The following is a 21,059-nucleotide window of genomic DNA, read 5'->3' as shown; positions in this document are numbered from 1 at the left end:
ATCTAGAATCATTTAGCACATTTACTTTTTATTTAGCATTATTTTTATAAATTATTTGAGTTGCAAGGTTTCGGCGAAGCTGGAGCACACGCAATACTTGTTGTAAATCTAAGTGCGGCATTGGGAGGTTAGTTGAAGTTGAATGGACATCTTTAATTAATCGATCATTAACTGTCGCTTCATCAAGTTGGACAAGTTGTTGGCGTTGAATAAGCTTTTGAGCAATGACGATTGGATTTAATTTATAAACTGAATTTTTCAAAATGCTTCACCTCACTGTAAGTAATTAAGTAGTGTACTTTACCATGCAATTATTATAGTCAAAGTTTACGGTTATTTGATTAAATGAAAATAAAAATTATTGAAGTAGTTCATTAGCTAGATTAGGATTTAAATTAATAGCGGCTAAGTAGTCAGCACTTGCTGCGTCAAAGTTATTTAAGGCATGATATGCACTGGCACGATTAAATAAAGCTTCAGGATCATCTGGCCGTAATGTTAAAGATTGATTATAGTTTTTAATGGCGGCTTCATAATTTTGTAAAGCAAGGTATGCATTTCCACGAGTGTAGTAAGCACTGGCATAGTTTGGATTGCCAGATAAAACTATGTCGTAATCGGCAATTGCTTTTGCAAATTCACCTTTAGCTTCGTAAGCAATACCACGGTTAAAATAAGAACCAGCTTCATTTAAATCAAGTTCGATAGCTTGGTTATAATTACTGATAGCTGCATCTACATTACCAAGTGCATATTCGGTAGCACCACGATATTGATATACAATAGCTTGTGTACCATCAGCTTTAATTGCATTATCAAAAGCAACAATGGCAGACACAAAGTTTTGTTCATTAATTAATGCTAATCCTGTTTGTAAATAGTATTCGTAATCAGCATTTGAATCCTGAGACGATGTCATAAAATATCCTACCTATTTTTTTAATTAGTGCATAGCTTAATTATAGCAAATTAAAAAATAAAATAATAAATTTCATTGCTAAAATTTTAAATACATAAAATTTGTTGTATTACCAATCAACTATGAACTTTTAAATAAGTAAATTAATATAAACACAGCATACTGGTTATTGTTTCACAAACCAAGGTAGATACTAAATTACCTAGCAGTTAGTAGTCAATTAGAGATAATAATATTGCGTAAAAACAAGCAATATAACTTAATTTACAACATGTTTACATTTTTTTACAAATTTTATATATTCCTTAAATATTTTAATGTTACATTGTAATTAATACGAAAGGAGACATATTATGTCAGATTCAAACAAGCTTAAAGTGTTCCTTGTTTCGATAGTTACATTTGTTATTTTAATGGCTATTGCAAGTTTTGGTGACTTGGCTATTAGCAATACTTTAATTGATTACAATAACTTCTTTGGAGCTACTTTCCAATCATTTGGTGAATTTCCATTAGCATTAGTTTTTATTATTTCTGGTCAAATTGCAATGCATTATGCTTCACGGAACTTAGATAATAAATTATTTGCACTGCCTACTTTCATAGGTGGCTTATCATTATCATTGTGGCAATTACGCCAATACCTTAAAGAAGCTGTCAGTTATGGTGTTTCATGGGCAACTAACTTGGCACAACATAAACCAATCGGATTAGCTAATAGTGATGCAGCAACTAAAGGATTATCTTCTATAACTATGTTTGTTCTTTGGCTAGCAATATATCTTGTGATTACAGTAATTATTCAATGGTGGCTCCATTCAAAATCCAATCAGCAAATCAAACAATTATTGCTGGTCGCAATTTTTGCTAGTCTTGCTGTGTGGTTTGCACTACAAGTTAATGGTGCCTTAAAAGAATACTGGGGACGAGTTCGTCCATATGAATTAAATAAAGCACAATCAGATTTTACACCGTGGTTTCATCCCAATGGAGCAAATGGACATAAATCATTTCCATCAGGCCATACTATGGCCGGGACAACTTTTATAGTGCTATCATGGTTTGTTGGTGCGGCTAAGCGCAAATATGTTTGGATTGCCGGTATTATATACGGAGCACTCATGGGACTCAGCCGAGTTGTTATTGGAGCACACTTTATGTCTGATGTTGTTTTTTCATTCTTCTTGACAGGATTAATCTACTTTATTATGCGAGAACTATATAATCATTTGATTGCAAATGATGAGCATAAATATTTAGGTTAAATTAAATAATAATATAATTTAAAAAGCTTCTAGATCAGCGTAATGTTTACTCTGATCTAGAAGCTTTTTAACTTTAAACGTATTTCTTAGGTACAACGGTTGTGGTAGCGATATAAGATGCACACTTATGTTTAGGCCAGTTTTGCAATAGTTTGAAGACTAAGTTTGTGATGGTAACACAATCTAGATACATGACGATAGGGGTTACTGAATACTCAGAAGAGTCGCTTAAAGCTTTTATAAATTTTACTTGTGATGTTAGCACGCTTAGAGGTTGCCGACTGATTAAACTTAGACTAGTTATTTGTTGCTTTAATATAGTGGTATCTGAGCTGTTAATTAATATTAGTGGGTGTAAATGGTGAAATTGGGCGTGTGCAATTTTAAAACCTTGAAGTTCGGCTTGAAAATAATTTTTTTCCAAAAAAGGGTTTAGCAATATTGGTCGATATCCTTGTTTTAAAATTGATAGGGTTAATTCTTTGATAGCGGTCGCATAATTTATTTGAATATTGAAGATATTTGAATTTTTCACGTACGGACCATTAATCCAGATAATGTGATTTTTTCTAGCATAATTAAGTAATGCAGTGAGCCAAGTTTGATTATTAATATCAAGAATCAGGAGGGTAGTAATATTTTGCTCAATTAGTAATTCCAAAACTTTGATAAGCTCAATTTTATTATTAATAGGACAATCAAAAATTAGCCTTCCATGTTCATATCCATTAATAGATAGATTGGCAATTAGTTTATGAAATTTTTGGTAATCAGAAAGGTAATATATGATGGCAAGATTGGGCATCTTTTTTTGCCGCAAAGCACTAGCAACTGGATTAACCTTAAAGTCAAGGTCATTAACAACTGTTAAGATTTTATTTTTGGTTTCAGATGAAATTCTACCACGATTATTAATTGCCCGTGAAACTGTACTAGGCGAAACCCCACAAAAATTAGCAATATCGACTAATGAATATTGAATATCAAGCATATAAACTCCTTTCTAGTACATACTATGCGGAAACGATTGCGCACCTTTAGGTTAGACATTCATATGTGTGAAGTCAAGTTTAGTAAAAATAATCTGTAAAAAACACTAGGTTTAATTTAAAGAAAAAAAGCAGATCAAGATGCATCAAAAATTAAGCCTTGGCGTAAGCAATGATACGACTTAGGCTACAAGTAGGAAGAAAGGTGATTAAGGTTAAATTTATACAGTAGTTTATGGAGGTGAGCTCAATGCGTAATTTGGATAAAATGCTAGGCACATTATATGGAGAGGCTATCGGGGATGCGATGGGAATGCCAACTCAAAAGTGGTCTCGTGAGCGAATAGCAAAAGAATTTCCAATTCCGATAACTGATTTTATGGATGGGCCTACAACTAATGTTCATGCTAACGATTATCACCGTGGTCAATATACATTTGTAACACAACAAGCATTAGTAGTGATTCAAGCACTACATGGGCTACATTGGGAATACAATCAAGTAATCGTGTCGCAACATTTATTAGATTGGGCTCGGCGGATTAAAGCTTATGAGAAAAACACATTAGATGATACAAGTAAAACAGCATTAAGATTGTTTGCAGGGGATAAAGATATTACTCGTGTAACTCAAGTGGCCATAGACAATGGTGCTGTTGTTCGTATTCCACCAATCGGGGCATTATATACGCCTGATAAAAAGATGGCTCTAGTTGAAATGGTTTATCAGATTTCAAAAATTACGCATGAAACAGACGTTACAATAGCTGGGGCAACATTAATAGCTGGGGCAGTTTGTGCAGCTATTGCAGATTATGATTGGGATAATATTATAGAATTTGCTTTGACGACGAGTGATTTAGGAGCTAGTCTAGGTGCTCCAACATATTCAGCTCAAATTAAGCAACGTGTTCGGTTAGGACTCCATATTGCTAAACAATTTGTTAATCATCCAAGTGGTTTTGTCCGTGCCATGTATGAATTAGTTGGAACAAGCGAATTAACTAGCGAGAGTGTTCCAACGGCTTTAATCATTGCATACTACACACGTGACGTAAAAAAATGTGCACAAATGTGTGCAAACTTAGGGGGTGATACCACCACAATTGGTGCCTTAGCAACAGCCATTTGTGGTGCTAAAAATGGCTGGCAATCAATTTCAAAAGATTGGTGCAGTTTAATTGATCGTCAAAATCCATCGCAGGATTTAAAAGGTATCGCACAACAAATGTTGACGTTTGAACCTTTACGGCATAATAAAATCAAGTAAGTTAGCAAAAGGTTAATGGTTAATAAAGTAAGTTAAGAAAGGAGTCGAGGATTATGAATAAAAAAAGTCTAAATATAAGCCCAGCGGATACAAAGCAACGTACAGAAGTACCAGAAGATTTAGCCTATCGCATTCTAATGGCTAAATTAGGTATGATTGGCATTGTGATAGGGGTATTAATTGGTAGTTATCAATTATCATTTACTCAAGCACTATTAGCTGCCGTCGTTAGTGCATTTGGCTTTATAATTCCAGCATGGATAGTTACGCTTGGTCAAAAAACAGGTTTATCAACGTTAATAATGAGCCAAGCAACTTTGGGACGATATGGTAATCGAGTTGCAAAAATATTGGCATGGATTAATGCTTTTGGTTGGACAATTTTACAAGTTATTATTAGTTGTTGGTTACTTCTAACAATTATTACTCAAGGACAAGTAACCAAGAATACATGGGCTTTAGCGACTAGCGGTATTATTACATTAACTTTAATTGGCTTATTAATCTGGCGTGGCAAGCGTTGGAATCATGATATTCGGGTTTGGTTACATGGATTATTTGTCATTTTAAGTTTAGTCGTGGCTGGCTTTGGATTTAGTAATATTAATTGGCAAGCTATAAGCAATGTACCAACCGCTAATTGGTTTACTAACTGGGTACCAGCAGTAATGTTAGCTACAGTTGCGACTAGTTTGATAAGTACGATGGCAGCTGGTAATTGGGGAAATCGAATTAAAAAAGGTCACTATCAAAATAGCACTTTAGTGGCAGCCTTAATTGGTGGTGGTTTACCGTCATATTTATTGATTGTAGTTGGATTATTGCTAAGTTATGGGATTCCAAGTTTAGCGAATAAAAGGTTACCATTTGTAGAAATTTATCAAATTTTACCTGGTTGGCTTAATAATATTTACTTTGGTGTGGCAGTAATCATTTTAGCTTTACACGCTATGCAGAGTTTTAAAAATGCTAATCGGTTAGTAGCACCACTTATAACACAATTGAAGATATCCTCGGGGCAAGTGCAAATTGGCCAATTTTTAGCAATAGCATTATGTACATCGGTTTTGGTGACGTCCCCAGTTAACTTTTTTGAACAGCTACATGTTTGGCTAAGTACTATCGGAATTATTCTGTTTGGCTGGTTTGGAACCTTTACAGCTGATTATCTATTGCGCCATCGACAAGGTTTTGATTCTGACGAAATTGCTATGACTAGCCAACAGTACTATCATTGGGAAGGTATTTTAGCTTGGCTTTTGGCTGTATTAGTTGGTATGCTCACAACTAATAACGCCCTTTGGCAAGGCCCATGGGCACATGGTTTATTCATGAATGATGGTAATGGGGTTTTATTAGCTGGTGTAATTGGTTTTGGAATGATTTTCGTTTTTAAAATAATACCATTAAAACAATAATGGGGGTTGACGATGAAGAAGACATTAGTTATTGGATCAGTTTTTGAAGAGTATTTAATTGATGTCCCCCATATTCCAACACATGGTGAGAAATTAACGGGGGTATATCGAGGACGTTCAATCGGTGGAAGTGCTTTTAATGTATATGGTGCCCTTAGATATGCCAATGCTCCAGCTGATTTGTTAGTACCACTTGGACATGGTATGCATAGTCAAAGGATTAGAAATGAGTTTGTTAAACTAAAAATACCACAATTAATACAAGCCAATCAGATGGATAACGGATGGAACTTAGTTTTGAATGAGCCAAATGGTAATCGAAGTATAATTAGGTTTACGGGACTTGATAAGCAATGGCAAGACACTTGGCTTGAAGCAATTGACATTAGTAGCTACCACTACTTCTATATATCAGGTATAGATCTCATTAATTATAAAAGTGCTAGCTTAATCTTAGATGTATTAGCACAAAGACGGGTGGGGTCATATATTATTTTTGATGCATCTTCCCAAATTAGTCACATTAAGCCAACTATTATTAAGCGATTATTGCAGCCTGGTATTTTAATAACCACTAATCAAGCGGAAATGCAACGTTTGCTACCTAGTAATGACTCAATGCAAAGTAAAGCTGCAAGGTTATTTCAATTAACTAGACAACCAGTTATTGTAACACTTGGAAAACGGGGGACTTATTACTACGATGGTCAAAAAGGACAAATAGCTGCTGCTCCAGCTGTACATGCCGTTAATATCAATGGGGCTGGTGATACTCATCGAGGAGGGTTAATTGCTAGCTTGGTTAACGGCGAATCAATTGGTCAAGCCGTTATTATGGCCAATCAATTAGCAAGTCTTGTTGTTCAACAAACAGCTAGTAGTCTATTAATTGATCGAATTAATAATGTTTAAGGAGAAATAAAATGCAAATAATTATAACGGGATATGGTAATTTTGCGAGTGGGATGTTGAGTAGTGCTAAATTAATTGCTGGTGATTTATCACGTATTCAGGTAGTTGATTTCATTGCCCCGATGGATGCCAAAGCTTTGGCACATCGTTATCACATTTTATTAAAACACGATCCACGAACAGTATTCTTTTGTGATATTGTGGGTGGAACGCCATTTAAACAAGCTGTCTTAACTAAAACTTTACCTGATACTGAAGTGGCAGTAATTGCTGGTGGTAATATTAGTGGTTTACTTGCAATCGCATGGCGACATGATATTAGTAAGTACCTTAATACGATGAGTCTGGCCAAAGCACTAGTAAGTGCAAGTGAAGCTGGATTAGGAATTGATGAGCAATAGTAGATTAAATAGTACTTAATTTAGGTTCACGGCCAATAATTTAGTAAAATATAAGGCAAACGTATACTTTTAATCGTAAAATAACATATAATAAGGCTAACTGGCATTATTGATCACTAATTGTAAAATATGATTATAATGCTAGTCTGGTCTATTTTTAAAATATGTTCAAATGATTGTGAGTAATACTATGCCTGATAACGAGTACCATAAAATACCGAATGCCCCAGTTACGATTCAAGATATCGCCCAATTAGCGGATGTTTCAATTGCAACTGTTTCGCGCTATTTGCACGGACATTTAAATCGGATGTCAGCTGAAACAGCGGCCCGGATTGATCGAATTATTAAAGAAAACAACTATGTCCCTAATAAAGTCGCTCAGAATTTAAAGCAAAAGACATCAAGTACAATTGGCATCATGGTTGCTAATGTCGATGATATTTTTTCAATTGAGCTATATAAGGGGGCTGAAGAATATTTATTTGATGTTGGGTATGAACTTGTATTAATTAATAGTAATAGTGATGCTAACCGTGAACAACAATTACTTAAAGATTTGCGTAATCGCCAATTAGCGGGATTGTTAATACAACCAGTTCAAAATAAATTAGCTGACTTTACCGAACTTAAAGAATTGGGTCTACCAACAATGGTCTTGGACCGCCACTTTGACCATCATTATTGGCCAGTAATTGAATCTAATAATGAAGAGATTAGCCGTGAATTAGGTCAATTGATTATTGATAAAGGCTATGAAGAGGTTATTATCGTTACGGAACCAGTTGCTGCGACAACTTCGCGCCAATTACGAGTTAAAGGTATCTGCGAAAAAGTTGAATCTGCAGGATTGATAACACACGTTATTGAAGTTGATGAAACACATTTTGATGGTGAGGCAGTACATGACAAAATCGGTAAATTGACCAACCATCGGCAAACAAAAACTGCATTAGTAGCATTAAGAGAGCCACTTTTCTTACAGTTGGTTGGTTTAAAAATTCGAAAAAATGTCAAATATCCTCAACAAATGGGAATCGTCGGGTACGCCGATACAGCAATGATAAACATTTTAGATCCTGACTTAACACTAGTACGTCAAAAACCAATCGAAATCGGACGTGTAGCAGCACAGATGTTAGTTGCACAGATTAAAAACGAAACGTTAGCCGAAGAAATGGTCTATGTGAGCGCTGAAATCATTGAAGGAACGTCCTTATAATAATTCAAAACGAACTTTAATTTAGTTCGTTTTTTTGTTCCAAAAATTAATGGATAAATTATTTATCAAAATTTTATATTACAATTTTATTTTTTTGAGGTGCAATGCTATCACCAATTAGACTCAGGATGGTACGATATTTTTTGTCGTGGCGAGATGCCACCTACTATATAGAAAAGAAAGGTGTAAAAATGATTGATAAACAAGTATATAAACAATTTATGACGTCATATATAAGTGATAGCTGTCGCCAACGTAAATTAGTGATGGGAATGAATTTATCATTACTAATGATTAACCAATATTTGGGACAATTTTGGCCAAAAAATTTCTCAATTACGGTTGCCGTAACGTTTGATGATATTTTTACCGATTTAGCACCATCACAAATGATGATTAAACTTAAAATGATGGTTGCTACATTAATAAAGCAACATTCTGAGAATGATTTATTTGTAAAAATAGCACATTTTTTAGCAAGCTTTGAAATCGATGAAGTAGGGATGGATAAGTTATTAGTTAGCTGTATCGATTGTATTGACATGTTGACAATTGAAGATGACTTAATGGCTACGTTACAGTGTTGGTATGATACATATATCATCGAGGCATATGATGATAAGCAACTACAAGCCAATTACGTACCATTGCCTGTAATTGATCAATTGATTAATTATTATGAAATTCAAGATCATGCTAATATTTATACTGAAAATGTTGGTAACGGTGCAATTCCATTATTAATTGGTGGTTATAAGAGTATGTATGTTGAAACAGCTCAAAGTGATTATGTTACTCGATTATTTGGTGCAATTTATCAATTTATTAATCAGGTTCCTAGTAAGCGAATTAGTCAAAGTTGCCTAGATGTAGAAGGTGATTTAAGACAACATGGTTGTGATCTTGCAATTGTGAATTTGGGCATTTTTAAAGTATTTGATCCGACTATGGAAGATGAAATCATTCCAACACGAAAAGATATGGCATTTAGTATGCAAAATTTACAAGCTATTTTAAATAGTTATGGTCAAGCAGCTATCATTGGCAATATGACTGCTTTAAAACAAATTAAATGGGACAACGGTTCCTTAGAAGCAGCGCTAGCTAGTGGCTTTATTGAAACAATGGTAATTTTAAAAGCAGATACTAGTAAAATGATGCCTGAAGATGTAACTATTTTCTTCCTTAATATGGCCTTATCACCATACCAAAAAGAACATTAAAATTGGCTGTTCATGGTATGATAATATATAAGATACCCACTATCAAGCAGAGGTTTAAACGTCGCTTGTCTTGATAGGTTGGGTTTGGTATATTATTAATAAAGTCTAAAGGGAGACTAAATGATGGATAATTATTTTTTTGATTTTGATGGGACTTTAGCCGACTCCGGCCAGACGGCAGTCTTAGCCACGCAGGCAGCGTTTCGTGACTATGATTTGGTCGTCCCTGATGAAAACACCATCGCTTATTTTATGGGTGTGCCCATTGAAGTTTCATTTAAAAAAATGGCTCCAGAAGTTGAATTTACTGATTATGAATTCAAGGAGTTGTTAGCAATTTTTAGATCATACTACAAGCAGATGGAAAATAGTAATTTAGAGTTATTTCCACATATTAAAAAAGTTCTCCAGGAGCTAAATGACGAAGGTAAACAATTATTTGTTGTTTCAAGTAAGCATTCTGCAGCACTAATGCGTAATTTAGAGCAGTTGGAAATTGAGCATTATTTTAAAGCTGTCCTTGGATCTGATCAAGTTAAAAAATTTAAACCTGCGCCAGACGGATTACTATATTTGATAAAAAAATATAATTTAGATCCAAGTAAATCTGTCATGATTGGGGATGCGATTTTTGATCTTCAAATGGGTAATACAGCTGGTGTAGCAACATGTGCGGTTACTTGGGGAACACATAAAAAGCGTGAATTAGTTGCTGAGAATCCAACGTTTGTGATTAATAAGCCTAAACAGCTACTGAAAATAAATTAAATGGTCTGTAGATACCAAATAAATACGAAAAAGACTGAATTTGTAAAAAATTCAGTCTTTTTCGTATTGTGTGATCCAATCAATTTAGCTATTTATCTCAGCTAAATAAAGAAGCTTTAATAATTGCCAATAAATTTGTATTTCTTTTAATTTTAAATAAAAGTATAATTTCCTTAAATAAATATATAATTATTTATTATTAAACTATAAAAGGAGTTTTTACGATGGGATACAATGTTGGTCTTGATATTGGAGTTGGTTCAGTCGGTTGGTCGGTGGTTGATGATCAGAATCGCTTGATGCGTAAAAAAGGAAAAAATCTGATTGGTGTTCGGTTATTTGAACCTGCTGATACAGCAGCACAACGTCGGACCTATCGAACGACACGCCGACGTTTAGCCCGGCGACACTGGCGATTAGGATTATTAAACGAAATTTTTGCTCCCACGTTAGCCCAAAATGGTGATGCGGAATTTTTACACCGCTTGCAATATTCATGGGTTCATCCCGATGATGCCGCGAATCACGATAATTGGCGTCAAGGATCATTATTTGGCAATAATACAGCTGATAAAGCATTCTACCAAAAATATCCAACAATTTATCATTTGCGAACGGCCTTGATGAAAGATCCATCTCAACACGATTTACGTGAAGTTTATTTAGCAATTCACCACCTAATGAAGTATCGTGGAAATTTCTTAATGGGAACCGCAAAATTAAATTTGGCGGCGGTCTTTGATGTGCAAGCCTTTGGGGATGCTTTACGATTGCTCGATACGGAATATACGATAAGTAATCCTGAGCAGTTAGTAGCACGGTTAGTTGATGCTAAACTGAGTCGTACTAGTCGCGTGGAAGCTGCCCGAGAACTTGTAAATATCGATAAACGGGTCGCTAAAGAAATTTTTAATGCTTTAGTAGGGTTAAATGTTAATGCCGCAAATTTATTTGAACGTGAAGTAGTCGGAGATGAAGCTAAACCCTGGAAATTTAACATGAATGACGCCGATATTGATGACAAATTAAGTCTTGTGAGCGATTTGCTAGGGGATGCTGATTTAAGTAGTTTCTTATACAGTTTAAAGGATGCTTTTGATGGTTTGACCCTACAAGTGCTTTTAAAAGGGCAGCCATCTTTGTCAGCAGCCATGGTTGCCGGATATGAAACGCACAAGCAAAATTGGGCATACATTAAAGCTCATGGCCGCACACGTGAAAATAAAGCGGTGGTCAATGCTGCCTATAAACAGTTGCTGAGTGATAATCCGGATGAGCATGCTAAAGGGCTTAAAGCGATGTTGGCGACGCTTGATGGCATTATTCCAGCCGATGTGCTAGCTGACTTTGAACTTGCTGATAATAGTGATAACTTCTTACCGCGGCAACGGACAAAAGCAAATGGTACGATTCCGGTCCAGTTACACGCCGAAGAGTTAGATAGAATTATTAAAAATCAAAGTCAATATTACCCATTTTTAAAAGACACATATGTTGATGAAAATGGCGACACTCAAAATAAATTAATGGGCTTACTTAAATTCCGCGTGCCATATTACGTTGGGCCGATGGTCGTTGGTCAAAATGCTAAAGGCCGTGATCAAGCTAATCACTGGATGGTTCGCAAGACAGACGCAGTAATTACGCCATGGAACTTTAAGCAAGTTATCGATACTGACGAATCCGCTAAGAAGTTCATTAACGCGATGATTAGTACGGATACGTATTTATTTGGTGAACCGGCGTTAGCTAAGCACACACCCACGTATGAAAAATACAATGTCTTGCAAGAGCTAAATAATATTCGCTTAGATGGCAAGCGCTTGGATGTTAATTGCAAACAAGCCATCTTTGATGAAGTCTTTACGGAAAATAGTAAAGTTAAATTAGCCGATGTCGCAGCCTTTTTAATGAGTAAATATGGGATTAAGGGTGAATTATCAGGCTTGGCGAATAGTGAAAATAAATTCAACGCTAACCTCACTTCATACCATTACCTCAAGAAAATTTTGGGGGCCGAATTTGTGGCTGATCAACAAAACGCGTCAACCTTGGATGAAATTGTGACGTTACAAACGGTCTTTGAAGATACGGAAATCTTAACACGTCAATTACAACAACTAACAAACTTAACGGATGCGCAAGTTGACAAGTTAGCACGGAAGCATTTTACTGGCTGGGGTAACTTATCAGCTAAACTATTACAGACACCATTTATTAAGACTAGTAACCGGGATTTAAATAAAGCATCGATTTTAGATTTGTTGTACACAACCAAGAGTAATTTGATGGAAATCATGAATGATGAGCGCTACGGTGTTCAAGATTGGTTGACCGCAGAAAATATAACCCAAACTGGGCAGACATCAATTGATGATTTGATTGCTGAGTTAGCAGGTCCCCGTGATATTAAACGGGCCATTAAGCAATCATTTAATATTTTATTGGATATTCAACGAGTGATGGGTGGTGCAGCCCCAAGTAATATTTTCTTGGAATTTGCACGTGACACCCAAGCTTCGCGCCAAACTAATAGTCGCTACAATGCGTTAAAACGGCTGTACGATGCACCAGAATTAAAAAAGACGTTTAAAAATATTGTTGCGGAATTCAAGGAAGAAACTAAGGAAACCATTCAAAATGATCGAGTCTTCTTGTACTACACGCAAATGGGGCTGGATTTCTATACTGGTGAAGAACTTAAGTTGCATCAATTGCATACCTATGATGTTGATCATATTATTCCGCAAGCCTTTACTAAGGATAATTCATTGGATAACCGCGTCCTAGTAAGCCGAGCTGCCAATAATCGCAAGAGTAATGGAAATATTGATGCTGCGATTATCGAAAAATGCCAAGGCATCTGGTACCAAGCCTTTAAGCATAATTTGATTTCTGAAAAGAAGTTAAAACGCCTAACGAACCAACAAGACTTGATGCAACAAGCGCCCAACTTTATTGCGCGGCAGTTAGTTGAAACGCGTCAAATTATTAAAAATGTGGCAGTTTTGGCCAAACAACTCTTCCCTAGTGATACAACCACGGTTCAAGCGGTGCGGGCAGAGATGACAGGGGACATGCGTAAGCGCCTTGGAATCATGAAAAACCGGGATGTGAATGATTATCACCACGCCTTTGATTCATTATTGATGATGACAGTCGGGTTATTCATGCAACGGCGCGGAATTATGCAAGCTGGTAAGATAAGTGATAATGCCGGGAACGAGTTTAATTTGTATGCGAAGCAATACTTAGCTCGCCTCCGTCAACAAGCGGCCGATACACACCGCCAAATTAAGCCCTATGGCTTTGTGATTGATGCGATGTTCTCAGACGATGCTAAGAAACGGATCAATGAGGATGGTAAGATTGTTTTTGATAATGTGGCTGACGTGGCTTATTTACGCCAAGTCTTAGCATATAAGAAAATCTTGCTTACTCGGCCAACACGGATTGGGAGTGGTCAGTTGTACAAAGAGACTCAATTCCCTAATCCCAAAAATGATGTGAAAGCCCGCGGTAGTTTAATTCCGGTTAAAGGTAATAAAGCAACTACTTATTATGGTGGTTTTTCAGCTTCAAGTTCGGCTTATATGACGCTTGTGCGGGTTGAAGGCAAGAAAGATGCCAAAAACGTCTTGGTTAAGATTCCGATGAGTGTTCATAAATTAATTGAATCGGGTCAATTGACGGTTGAACGCTATATTCGCGAAATTAAGCAAGTTAAAGACTTTAGCCGCATTTTAATGCCGGTCGTCAAGCTTGATCAGTTAGTGGTCGATCATGGTGAATTAGTTTACTTAACTTCTTCGGAATATCGGCATAATGCAGAAAGTTTGTGGTTACCCATTAGCCTTGCCAACAATGTGAAGCATATTTTAAATAGTGATGAAGTAGAATTAGACGAACTATTAACCTTGTTTGATGCTCTGACCAATGAACATGTGCAAAAGCGGATGCCAATATACGCGGAACATTTACAACGACTTCAAGGATTACGAGACCAATTTGAAAATTTGGATGTGAATGTGCAATAGGAATTTTTAACAAATTTACTTTATGTAATGCACAATAATAACGGTTTTCGAGCTGTAATCAAAAAGGCCTTTAAGAAACAAATTGAATGGCCAAATCTACAAGTACAAGATAGAGGAAATGGTGGAATATCAATTTCAGATGATGCTGAATTTATCTACCAATCACCAACTGGTCTTTATGAAACACGAATTTGTTTACGAGAGTTAATCTAAGCAAAAACAACCCCCGCAAACTAAATTGCGGGGGTTGTTTTTTATGTAAGTGGTCTTAAGACCGAATGTAAACATTCTAGGAAGCTTGGCCGAAGCCTTGCGTTACTTTAATACTGTATGTCAGATTAATCAGTTCGAAAATTAATCTTGCTAGGGGGATCAATCCCTATAAGTAATATAATACATCAATTAGGAGAAATTGCAATGGGATGGTGCACATTAATTATCACCAAACATTCAAAAGTTTCGTTTGCCGCTGGTCAAGTCCTTGTTAAGACCGTTAGCGACACGTATCAGATTCCACTAAGTGACATTAATATTTTGTTAATTGAAAGTACGCAAGCGGTATTAACTTCATTTGTGGTCCAAAAATTAATCAAAAATGATGTCCGAATAATTTTCTGTGACGAGAATTATCTGCCGGTGGGCGAAATTGCCGGCTATTACAGTCATAATAAACGTGTTCGTAATCTTGAGCAGCAAGTTAATTGGTCACAAGAACGCAAGGAACAGTTGTGGCAACAATTAATAACATTAAAAATGCTCGGGCAACAGCAAGTCTTAGCTGAATTAGGGTTAGACAAGGATGATGCCTTAACGCCGCATATCTTACAAGTACTAGTCGGTGATTCCAGTAACCGCGAAGCAGTGGTCGCGCGGTTATATTTCACTCGCTTGTTCGGCAAAGGTTTTTCACGGCGTGATGACAGCAATCTGATTAACGCACATTTGAATTATGGCTATCAGATTATTTTAGCTGCTACTGCACGGGAAATTCAAGCCGCCGGCTATCTAACTGAATTTGGGATTCATCATCAGAGTTATGAAAATGCTTTGAATCTGGCATCAGATATCATGGAACCATTGCGGCCAGTTATCGACCGGGTGACATGGCAATTTATTAAGCGTGCAGAATTAGATTTTTCGCCGGAACGACGTTTAGAATTAGTTGATGTCTTGAATTTTAATGTCCGATTTAAAGGTCACGAAACCCTAGTAACTGGGGTAATTAGTGAAATTTTGCGGGATAGTTTACAGTTTTTAAATTATCAGGGTGATGAGCTACCAACTTTACCAGAATGGAAGTTAGAAATATGAGGTATCGGGTGATGCGTTTAATAGTAATGTTTGATTTACCAGTTGAGACGGCACAGATGCGACGGGCCTACCGGATTTTCCGCAAGGCCTTAATTAACGAAGGCTTTATTATGATGCAAGAATCGATTTACACGCGGATTACAGTTAATCGCAAAGTGGAAGAACGCTTGATTAAAAAGCTACCCAATACGGGCTTGATTCAGACCTTGGTTGTGACTGAAGCTCAATTCAGTAGTATGCATTTTCTAATTGGAGCGCCATCAGAAGATATCCGCAATAAACCTGATCGGGTGATAGTAATATGAGATTAATTACGATACCAGGGTGTGAGGCACTCCCACTAGTCAATGGCTTTAACCGATTAGTAATCGAAAATATTGACCTATATTGGCAATTACAACAATTACTCCAAGGCGATGAAACAGTTGAAGGGTACTACTCAATTGCTAATAAACCGCAAAAAATTAAGAATACCGTCGTAATGCTAGGTGATTTAGTTAATCCGCATGATTATGGTAAAATTTTTGCTCCTAAAATTGGTCAAGTGCTGCAACATTACTGTAGTGATGCGAGTCAGCAAGAGTTATTTCGTCTAAACGAACAAATAAAAGATATCGTTATTGAGCAAATCGATGAGAGTAATTTACCATTTGAAATTAGTGATGAATGGACAATTGTTGAACTATTTAAATACTGTAAATTAGTCATTTTACCACCGACAACAGGCTCAGCTAATGGTATAATGAGATATGTAATTGAAACAGCAAGTCAACTGGGGGATAATCGTCTCTTTGTGGTTTGCGATATCGGGCGGTATTTAAGTGAGTCTGATCAACTTGACTTAATTACGGCTATTAATGAATTAAAGTTAAATTTTCTCGAACTGAGACAAACAGGGGTTCGACCAGCATACCTTGATACAGCGGCATTTCATGTCATTGATGAGGATTATGTGATGTTCTAAGTGTTTTGTTACGAACATGTGGTCCGCTTTAGATGTATGTCAGATTAATCAGTTCGAGATCTAACCAAAACATTTAATCTCAAACGTGAAGGCTTTAGATGTATGTCAGATTAATCAGTTCGAGATCCATAGTGGTCTCCGACATTCCCAATCGGTCGCTTTAGATGTATGTCAGATTAATCAGTTCGAGATCGATTTAGATGCAAAGTATGCAACTAGATTGGCTTTAGATGTATGGCATCATAATTTTTGACAAAAAATTTGATATTATCTTATTAATAATCGGAGGGTGGAATATGTTAAAAGTTATCGTGACACTGGTTGTCTTAGCGGTCGGTGCTTATATTGTCAACGGTGGTTGGGCCGAGAACTTAGGGGCTTTGTATCGTAATTACAAGCAATCCAATATGTCACTGACAGAATTTTGGCGGGGCGTGATTTGTAAACGTAAATAAGCAAAACAAAATTAAACTGAAAAATCGTTAGATCAGCAATTATGTTGGTCTGACGATTTTTTGTTTAAAAATAGTTCAAAATGTAATAGTACAAGCAGTACAATATTCTTAAAATCAACACCAAGTCAGCAGGGGGTGAGTTGATAATGTTACAATCAGATTTTAAGGCGTGCAATTATGAATTAAACTAAATTAGTTACTGACAATTAATTACTTAAAAGCATGGTAATGACTAGCTTTTTTGAAATCTATAAAAAAGATGTTGATGAGTAAAATCATCAACATCTTTTAGTATAGAACCTTTATTTTAAATACCAGTTTCAGAAAAAGCTTTAATTCTATTACCGATGGCATCACGAACATCTTGGAAAGCATGCCATTGTTGTTCAGGTGTACCAGTTGCTTGTGCTGGGTCAGAAAATTCCCAATGCAAACGGACAACATTTATGGGGGTGATAGGACAACGATCATTTGCGTCCCCACATAATGTTACTACTAAATCAGCATGCATTAGATACTCGTCATCAATAATATCAGAACTATAATTTGAAACATCAATATTGACTTCTGCCATTGCTTTAATAGTTAACGGATTTAAGCCATGTGCTTCAATACCAGCACTTTTAATATCCCATTCTTCTGCGTTTAGATATTTGTGTGCCCATGCTTCAGCCATTTGGCTACGACATGAATTACCAGTGCATAAGAAGTACAAACTTTTTTTATTCATAGTGCAGTCTCCATTGCTAATTAGTAAGTAAGGGTAATTTTAAATTGAACAAAAGCTGATGTCAATAACTATAAGTTATTTTTTTGTATAGCTTATTTTTGTATAGCTTATTTTTGTATAGCTTAACTATTAAGCAAGCTTCAAAAAGGAGTATACAAATGAGCTACTTGCTTTTAAAAAAAAGTTCAAAATGTAATAGTACACACAGTACAATTTTAAAAAATCAAAACCAAGTCAGCAGGGTGTGAATTGTACCTAATCTTATTAATTACAATACTGGTAATTAAATTAGTTTTTTAATATCATAAAGATGTATTTTAACTTGTTGATTAATGTTTATATTAGCAGCTACTAAATATATAGCATGATTCTATAGGAGGCTCACAGATGACGGAATTTTCACCTACTTTAGCAGCGTATTTTGAGAGGCTACACACACTAAATACCCATGCAGAATCAAATGGAAGTGTGCACATTACCACAAATGACGATGATGGAACTATCGATTCTTGGTATAGTTTGTTGTCACCACGCCAGCCATTACCAATTGCCGAACAGCAAGGCATGCAAGTAGCATATGCCACACAAAATTTAACTGAATTAGCTCGCTATCTAAGGTTAACTATGGGAGCTGATAACCAAGATGTGACAATACAGTTGATAGATGAGGTGCAACGGATAATTGATAATTTGGCAATGACGTCATATCATGTTAACTCAGTTATAGAACCGACAAATATTTTATTTTATTTTCACGGTGGTGCACTAATTGGAGGTAAACGATCAGTAACAGCCAATTTCACGAAATATTTAGCACAAGAGCTTGGTGCAACATGGCTGGTAGTTAATATTGATTATCCGTTATTACCTGAAACACCTTTGACTAAGATATTAGCAACCTTGCAACATGAAATTTCAACTATTACAGGTGCTACTCAATATAATAAGGTCGTTCTTAGTGGTGACAGTAGTGGTGGGTATTTGGCAGCACAACTGTCACTAATGTTGCCAACAATTATTACGCAAAATATTCTATTATATCCGCAGTTAACCTTAAATACACAAAAGTATGTAGCAAAAGTAAACGATTTTAGACTAGCAGCGACTAATACTGATTTAATGCATGGAATGATTACCAGTCTTAATCAACTTTTGCAATTACAGCAAAAGTTAATTCAAACAGAAGGCCTCTTTGATAAAGTTCAATTTAATCCATTAGAAAATTATGAGTTATTACCACCAACCATGATTATTTCAGCTGAGGTAGATGCACTCATTACCCATGCACAAGCATTATGGCAACAATTAGATCAACGTGATATGGGTGACGAATATATTATTTTTGATCAACTAAAGCACGCATTTATTGATCATTTTGGTGTTTTACCACAAGCACAGCGTGCAGCCCAAAAAATTGTGAATTGGTTAAAAATTGATTAATACCTATGTATAGCAATATAGTGAGTGACATAGAGTACGACAAGGTTAAAAGGCTAGCAAAAATCCCGAGAAAATTAAATTTCCCGGGATTTTTGTGGACATGATAATTAAGCAGTGCTATTAGCATCAATTAAATAATAATTGACGAAATTGCTTAGGTGTTAATCCTGTATAACGCATAAATTCTTTAATAAAATGGCTAGAATCATAATAACCTAGCATATCGGCTAACTCTAAAATTTGGAGTGTAGGGTGAGTGACTAAAAGATAGCGACTCATAGCAATTTTTTGTTCATTCATATAATCAAGTGGGGTAGTTTCTAAATCAGTTTTGACTAGCCTACGTAATTGAACCGGTGAAACATCCATTTGTTGGGCAACCTCGGTAACACTGATTTTGTTGTAGATATTTTTTTGAACAATATGTTTAAACAAACAAATATCATTACGCATAATAGTTTCTGGAACAGCCAAAATTTCATCTAGAAAACTACTAATATAATCCATAATCGATAAATCCAGGTTTGATATATGCGCAAGATATTGCTCACTAAGGGCATAAACTTTAGTGGCCGAAAATTCAGCTAGGACCGCTAATTGCGTTAAAATTGCTAATATTGAAACGCATAAATTTTTATTTGTGTCAGCCAATACTGGTAAATCGGCAGCTTGTTGATTGTTTATTTGCCGATTTGAATTAACCATTAATAAGATGAGTTGTAGGCAAGTTGCTTTATCGTTTTCTTTAAGGCTTGTGATTAGCGTGCTATACAATGCACGGCTCGAATTAGCATTAAAAGGCAGTTGGATTGTATCTAACTTGGTTGCTTGTTGTGGTACACAGTTGATAATTTTAAAATTATCCATTACTAATTGATAACAATCCTCAATCAATCCTCGATAGAAATAGATTTGGCGTGTATTAATTCCATCTTTAGCAGATTTATCTGGTAATAGTGTAATTTTTAAAGTTAAAAAATTGGTTTTATGACAAATAATCAATAACTGGTTTTTCAAAATTAAAGCTAAACCTGTAAAGTTAGTATCAGTTAATAAAGGTTGCACACCAAGTAAAATTGATTGATCTAGATACTGTTTTAAATATTTAGGTGGGGTATTTGAAAACTCATATTTAAAATTTAAAGCGGAACTCAAGATAATTATTTTATTTAATACAGTATGTTGCATTTTTATCTATTCCTCCACAATTAATGTTCTTTTTTTATAATAGGATGTTATTTTATACAATTCTATTATGCAATGTAATTATATAATACATTTGTCGTATGGTTAAGCGCTTACAAAAGAGGTTTAATCTAAATTAATTTGTAGTAGCTTTCATCAAATTCGTCTCTTCAAAACATATATTAGCAAAACTTGTATTATGGTATTAAATAAGCAAGCATAGATTTCCTCACACTAAGAACAAAAATCTAGTGCAAGTTTTGTTTTAACTATATGAAATATGAAGAAAATGTAACTATCTCTGAACTACAAAATATTAACTTAGCTCTGACCATAGACTATTTAGCCAATCAATTATCAAGTATCCTTTGATTAAAAGTTCGTACACCCAGTTTGAGGATTTTATAGTTTATGGCAAAATTGTTATGTGCGATTTAATAACTAACGACATTATATTGTAAAGTTTTTGTGGTTTATTTAGGATAGCTGACTAAATATGACTATGAAACATACTCCTTGTTAAAAGAGATTCTATTGAGTCTCTTTTTTT

Annotated in this window: 20 protein-coding genes; 15 read left to right on the top strand and 5 right to left on the bottom strand. The window is 35.4% G+C overall.

The window, feature by feature from the left end:
• Positions 1-28: 28 nt before the first annotated feature.
• Both HF964_RS02570 and HF964_RS02565 read right to left on the bottom strand, forming a co-directional pair.
• Positions 29-262, bottom strand: coding sequence for a hypothetical protein (locus HF964_RS02570; protein ID WP_168721478.1), 234 nt, complete (start codon positions 260-262; stop codon positions 29-31).
• 96 nt (positions 263-358) lie between these two features.
• Positions 359-919, bottom strand: coding sequence for a tetratricopeptide repeat protein (locus HF964_RS02565; protein WP_168721477.1), 561 nt, complete (start codon positions 917-919; stop codon positions 359-361).
• Positions 920-1,272: 353 nt separating this feature from the next.
• Between HF964_RS02565 and HF964_RS02560 the strand changes: the two genes are divergently transcribed.
• Positions 1,273-2,184 carry a phosphatase PAP2 family protein gene (locus HF964_RS02560; protein WP_168721476.1) on the top strand — a complete coding sequence of 304 codons (912 nt, stop codon included), beginning with the start codon at positions 1,273-1,275 and terminating at the stop codon, positions 2,182-2,184.
• A 73-nt stretch (positions 2,185-2,257) separates the two neighbouring features.
• Here the strand turns inward: HF964_RS02560 and HF964_RS02555 are convergent, their stop codons facing one another.
• Positions 2,258-3,175 carry a LacI family DNA-binding transcriptional regulator gene (locus HF964_RS02555; RefSeq protein WP_168721475.1) on the bottom strand — a complete coding sequence of 306 codons (918 nt, stop codon included), beginning with the start codon at positions 3,173-3,175 and terminating at the stop codon, positions 2,258-2,260.
• 248 nt (positions 3,176-3,423) lie between these two features.
• Here HF964_RS02555 and HF964_RS02550 point away from each other — a divergent pair, with 248 nt between their 5' ends.
• The 13 genes from HF964_RS02550 (at position 3,424) to HF964_RS02490 (ending at position 17,154) form a co-directional block, all read left to right on the top strand.
• Positions 3,424-4,443: an ADP-ribosylglycohydrolase family protein gene (locus HF964_RS02550; protein ID WP_168721474.1), complete on the top strand. Its 1,020-nt coding sequence runs from the start codon at positions 3,424-3,426 to the stop codon at positions 4,441-4,443.
• Positions 4,444-4,496: 53 nt separating this feature from the next.
• Positions 4,497-5,861, top strand: a complete 1,365-nt coding sequence (locus tag HF964_RS02545; protein ID WP_168721473.1) for a cytosine permease — start codon at positions 4,497-4,499, stop codon at positions 5,859-5,861.
• A 12-nt stretch (positions 5,862-5,873) separates the two neighbouring features.
• Positions 5,874-6,773 (top strand): PfkB family carbohydrate kinase, encoded by a 900-nt coding sequence (locus HF964_RS02540; RefSeq protein ID WP_168721472.1) that lies wholly within the window; start codon positions 5,874-5,876, stop codon positions 6,771-6,773.
• An 11-nt stretch (positions 6,774-6,784) separates the two neighbouring features.
• On the top strand, positions 6,785-7,174 hold the full coding sequence (locus tag HF964_RS02535) for a PTS sugar transporter subunit IIA domain-containing protein (RefSeq protein ID WP_168721471.1): 390 nt from the start codon (positions 6,785-6,787) through the stop codon (positions 7,172-7,174).
• Between the two features lie 190 nt (positions 7,175-7,364).
• The gene (locus HF964_RS02530; RefSeq protein WP_168721470.1) at positions 7,365-8,396 is read left to right on the top strand and encodes a LacI family DNA-binding transcriptional regulator; all 1,032 of its coding nucleotides are present in this window, start codon (positions 7,365-7,367) and stop codon (positions 8,394-8,396) included.
• Between the two features lie 191 nt (positions 8,397-8,587).
• Entirely contained in the window at positions 8,588-9,619 is a 1,032-nt protein-coding gene (locus tag HF964_RS02525) for a hypothetical protein (RefSeq protein ID WP_168721469.1), read from the top strand.
• 123 nt (positions 9,620-9,742) lie between these two features.
• Positions 9,743-10,387: an HAD family hydrolase gene (locus tag HF964_RS02520; protein WP_168721468.1), complete on the top strand. Its 645-nt coding sequence runs from the start codon at positions 9,743-9,745 to the stop codon at positions 10,385-10,387.
• 224 nt (positions 10,388-10,611) lie between these two features.
• Positions 10,612-14,424 carry a type II CRISPR RNA-guided endonuclease Cas9 gene (cas9, locus tag HF964_RS02515; RefSeq protein WP_168721467.1) on the top strand — a complete coding sequence of 1,271 codons (3,813 nt, stop codon included), beginning with the start codon at positions 10,612-10,614 and terminating at the stop codon, positions 14,422-14,424.
• A 27-nt stretch (positions 14,425-14,451) separates the two neighbouring features.
• Entirely contained in the window at positions 14,452-14,637 is a 186-nt protein-coding gene (locus HF964_RS02510) for a hypothetical protein (protein WP_168721466.1), read from the top strand.
• A 204-nt stretch (positions 14,638-14,841) separates the two neighbouring features.
• Entirely contained in the window at positions 14,842-15,735 is an 894-nt protein-coding gene (cas1, locus tag HF964_RS02505) for a type II CRISPR-associated endonuclease Cas1 (RefSeq protein WP_168721465.1), read from the top strand.
• Positions 15,736-15,746: 11 nt separating this feature from the next.
• On the top strand, positions 15,747-16,040 hold the full coding sequence (gene cas2 / locus HF964_RS02500) for a CRISPR-associated endonuclease Cas2 (RefSeq protein WP_168721464.1): 294 nt from the start codon (positions 15,747-15,749) through the stop codon (positions 16,038-16,040).
• The gene (gene csn2 / locus HF964_RS02495; RefSeq protein WP_168721463.1) at positions 16,037-16,699 is read left to right on the top strand and encodes a type II-A CRISPR-associated protein Csn2; all 663 of its coding nucleotides are present in this window, start codon (positions 16,037-16,039) and stop codon (positions 16,697-16,699) included. Before cas2 ends, csn2 begins: the two co-directional genes overlap by 4 nt.
• 296 nt (positions 16,700-16,995) lie before the next feature.
• Entirely contained in the window at positions 16,996-17,154 is a 159-nt protein-coding gene (locus tag HF964_RS02490) for a hypothetical protein (protein ID WP_168721462.1), read from the top strand.
• 307 nt (positions 17,155-17,461) lie between these two features.
• Here HF964_RS02490 and arsC read toward each other — a convergent pair whose 3' ends face one another.
• Positions 17,462-17,884 carry an arsenate reductase (thioredoxin) gene (gene arsC / locus HF964_RS02485; protein ID WP_168721461.1) on the bottom strand — a complete coding sequence of 141 codons (423 nt, stop codon included), beginning with the start codon at positions 17,882-17,884 and terminating at the stop codon, positions 17,462-17,464.
• Positions 17,885-18,271: 387 nt separating this feature from the next.
• On the opposite strand from arsC, the gene HF964_RS02480 reads away from it, so the two are divergent.
• The gene (locus tag HF964_RS02480) at positions 18,272-19,324 is read left to right on the top strand and encodes an alpha/beta hydrolase (protein WP_168721460.1); all 1,053 of its coding nucleotides are present in this window, start codon (positions 18,272-18,274) and stop codon (positions 19,322-19,324) included.
• 126 nt (positions 19,325-19,450) lie between these two features.
• Here HF964_RS02480 and HF964_RS02475 read toward each other — a convergent pair whose 3' ends face one another.
• A complete protein-coding gene (locus tag HF964_RS02475) occupies positions 19,451-20,512 on the bottom strand; it encodes a helix-turn-helix transcriptional regulator (protein ID WP_168721459.1) in 1,062 nt (353 codons plus the stop codon).
• Positions 20,513-21,059 lie beyond the last annotated feature (547 nt).

The sequence above is a fragment of the Periweissella fabalis genome (assembly GCF_012396505.1).
Lineage (GTDB): Bacteria > Bacillota > Bacilli > Lactobacillales > Lactobacillaceae > Periweissella > Periweissella fabalis.
This window is presented reverse-complemented; position numbering and strand designations above follow the sequence as displayed.

Bases quoted from the DNA above. Each gene is read 5' to 3' on its own strand.
- HF964_RS02565 (WP_168721477.1), bottom strand. From the start codon at position 919: ATGACATCGTCTCAGGATTCAAATGCTGATTACGAATACTATTTACAA.
- HF964_RS02560 (WP_168721476.1), top strand. From the start codon at position 1,273: ATGTCAGATTCAAACAAGCTTAAAGTGTTCCTTGTTTCGATAGTTACA.
- HF964_RS02555 (WP_168721475.1), bottom strand. From the start codon at position 3,175: ATGCTTGATATTCAATATTCATTAGTCGATATTGCTAATTTTTGTGGG.
- HF964_RS02550 (WP_168721474.1), top strand. From the start codon at position 3,424: ATGCGTAATTTGGATAAAATGCTAGGCACATTATATGGAGAGGCTATC.
- HF964_RS02545 (WP_168721473.1), top strand. From the start codon at position 4,497: ATGAATAAAAAAAGTCTAAATATAAGCCCAGCGGATACAAAGCAACGT.
- HF964_RS02540 (WP_168721472.1), top strand. From the start codon at position 5,874: ATGAAGAAGACATTAGTTATTGGATCAGTTTTTGAAGAGTATTTAATT.
- HF964_RS02535 (WP_168721471.1), top strand. From the start codon at position 6,785: ATGCAAATAATTATAACGGGATATGGTAATTTTGCGAGTGGGATGTTG.
- HF964_RS02530 (WP_168721470.1), top strand. From the start codon at position 7,365: ATGCCTGATAACGAGTACCATAAAATACCGAATGCCCCAGTTACGATT.
- HF964_RS02525 (WP_168721469.1), top strand. From the start codon at position 8,588: ATGATTGATAAACAAGTATATAAACAATTTATGACGTCATATATAAGT.
- HF964_RS02520 (WP_168721468.1), top strand. From the start codon at position 9,743: ATGGATAATTATTTTTTTGATTTTGATGGGACTTTAGCCGACTCCGGC.
- cas9 (WP_168721467.1), top strand. From the start codon at position 10,612: ATGGGATACAATGTTGGTCTTGATATTGGAGTTGGTTCAGTCGGTTGG.
- HF964_RS02510 (WP_168721466.1), top strand. From the start codon at position 14,452: ATGCACAATAATAACGGTTTTCGAGCTGTAATCAAAAAGGCCTTTAAG.
- cas1 (WP_168721465.1), top strand. From the start codon at position 14,842: ATGGGATGGTGCACATTAATTATCACCAAACATTCAAAAGTTTCGTTT.
- cas2 (WP_168721464.1), top strand. From the start codon at position 15,747: ATGCGTTTAATAGTAATGTTTGATTTACCAGTTGAGACGGCACAGATG.
- csn2 (WP_168721463.1), top strand. From the start codon at position 16,037: ATGAGATTAATTACGATACCAGGGTGTGAGGCACTCCCACTAGTCAAT.
- HF964_RS02490 (WP_168721462.1), top strand. From the start codon at position 16,996: ATGTTAAAAGTTATCGTGACACTGGTTGTCTTAGCGGTCGGTGCTTAT.
- arsC (WP_168721461.1), bottom strand. From the start codon at position 17,884: ATGAATAAAAAAAGTTTGTACTTCTTATGCACTGGTAATTCATGTCGT.
- HF964_RS02480 (WP_168721460.1), top strand. From the start codon at position 18,272: ATGACGGAATTTTCACCTACTTTAGCAGCGTATTTTGAGAGGCTACAC.
- HF964_RS02475 (WP_168721459.1), bottom strand. From the start codon at position 20,512: ATGCAACATACTGTATTAAATAAAATAATTATCTTGAGTTCCGCTTTA.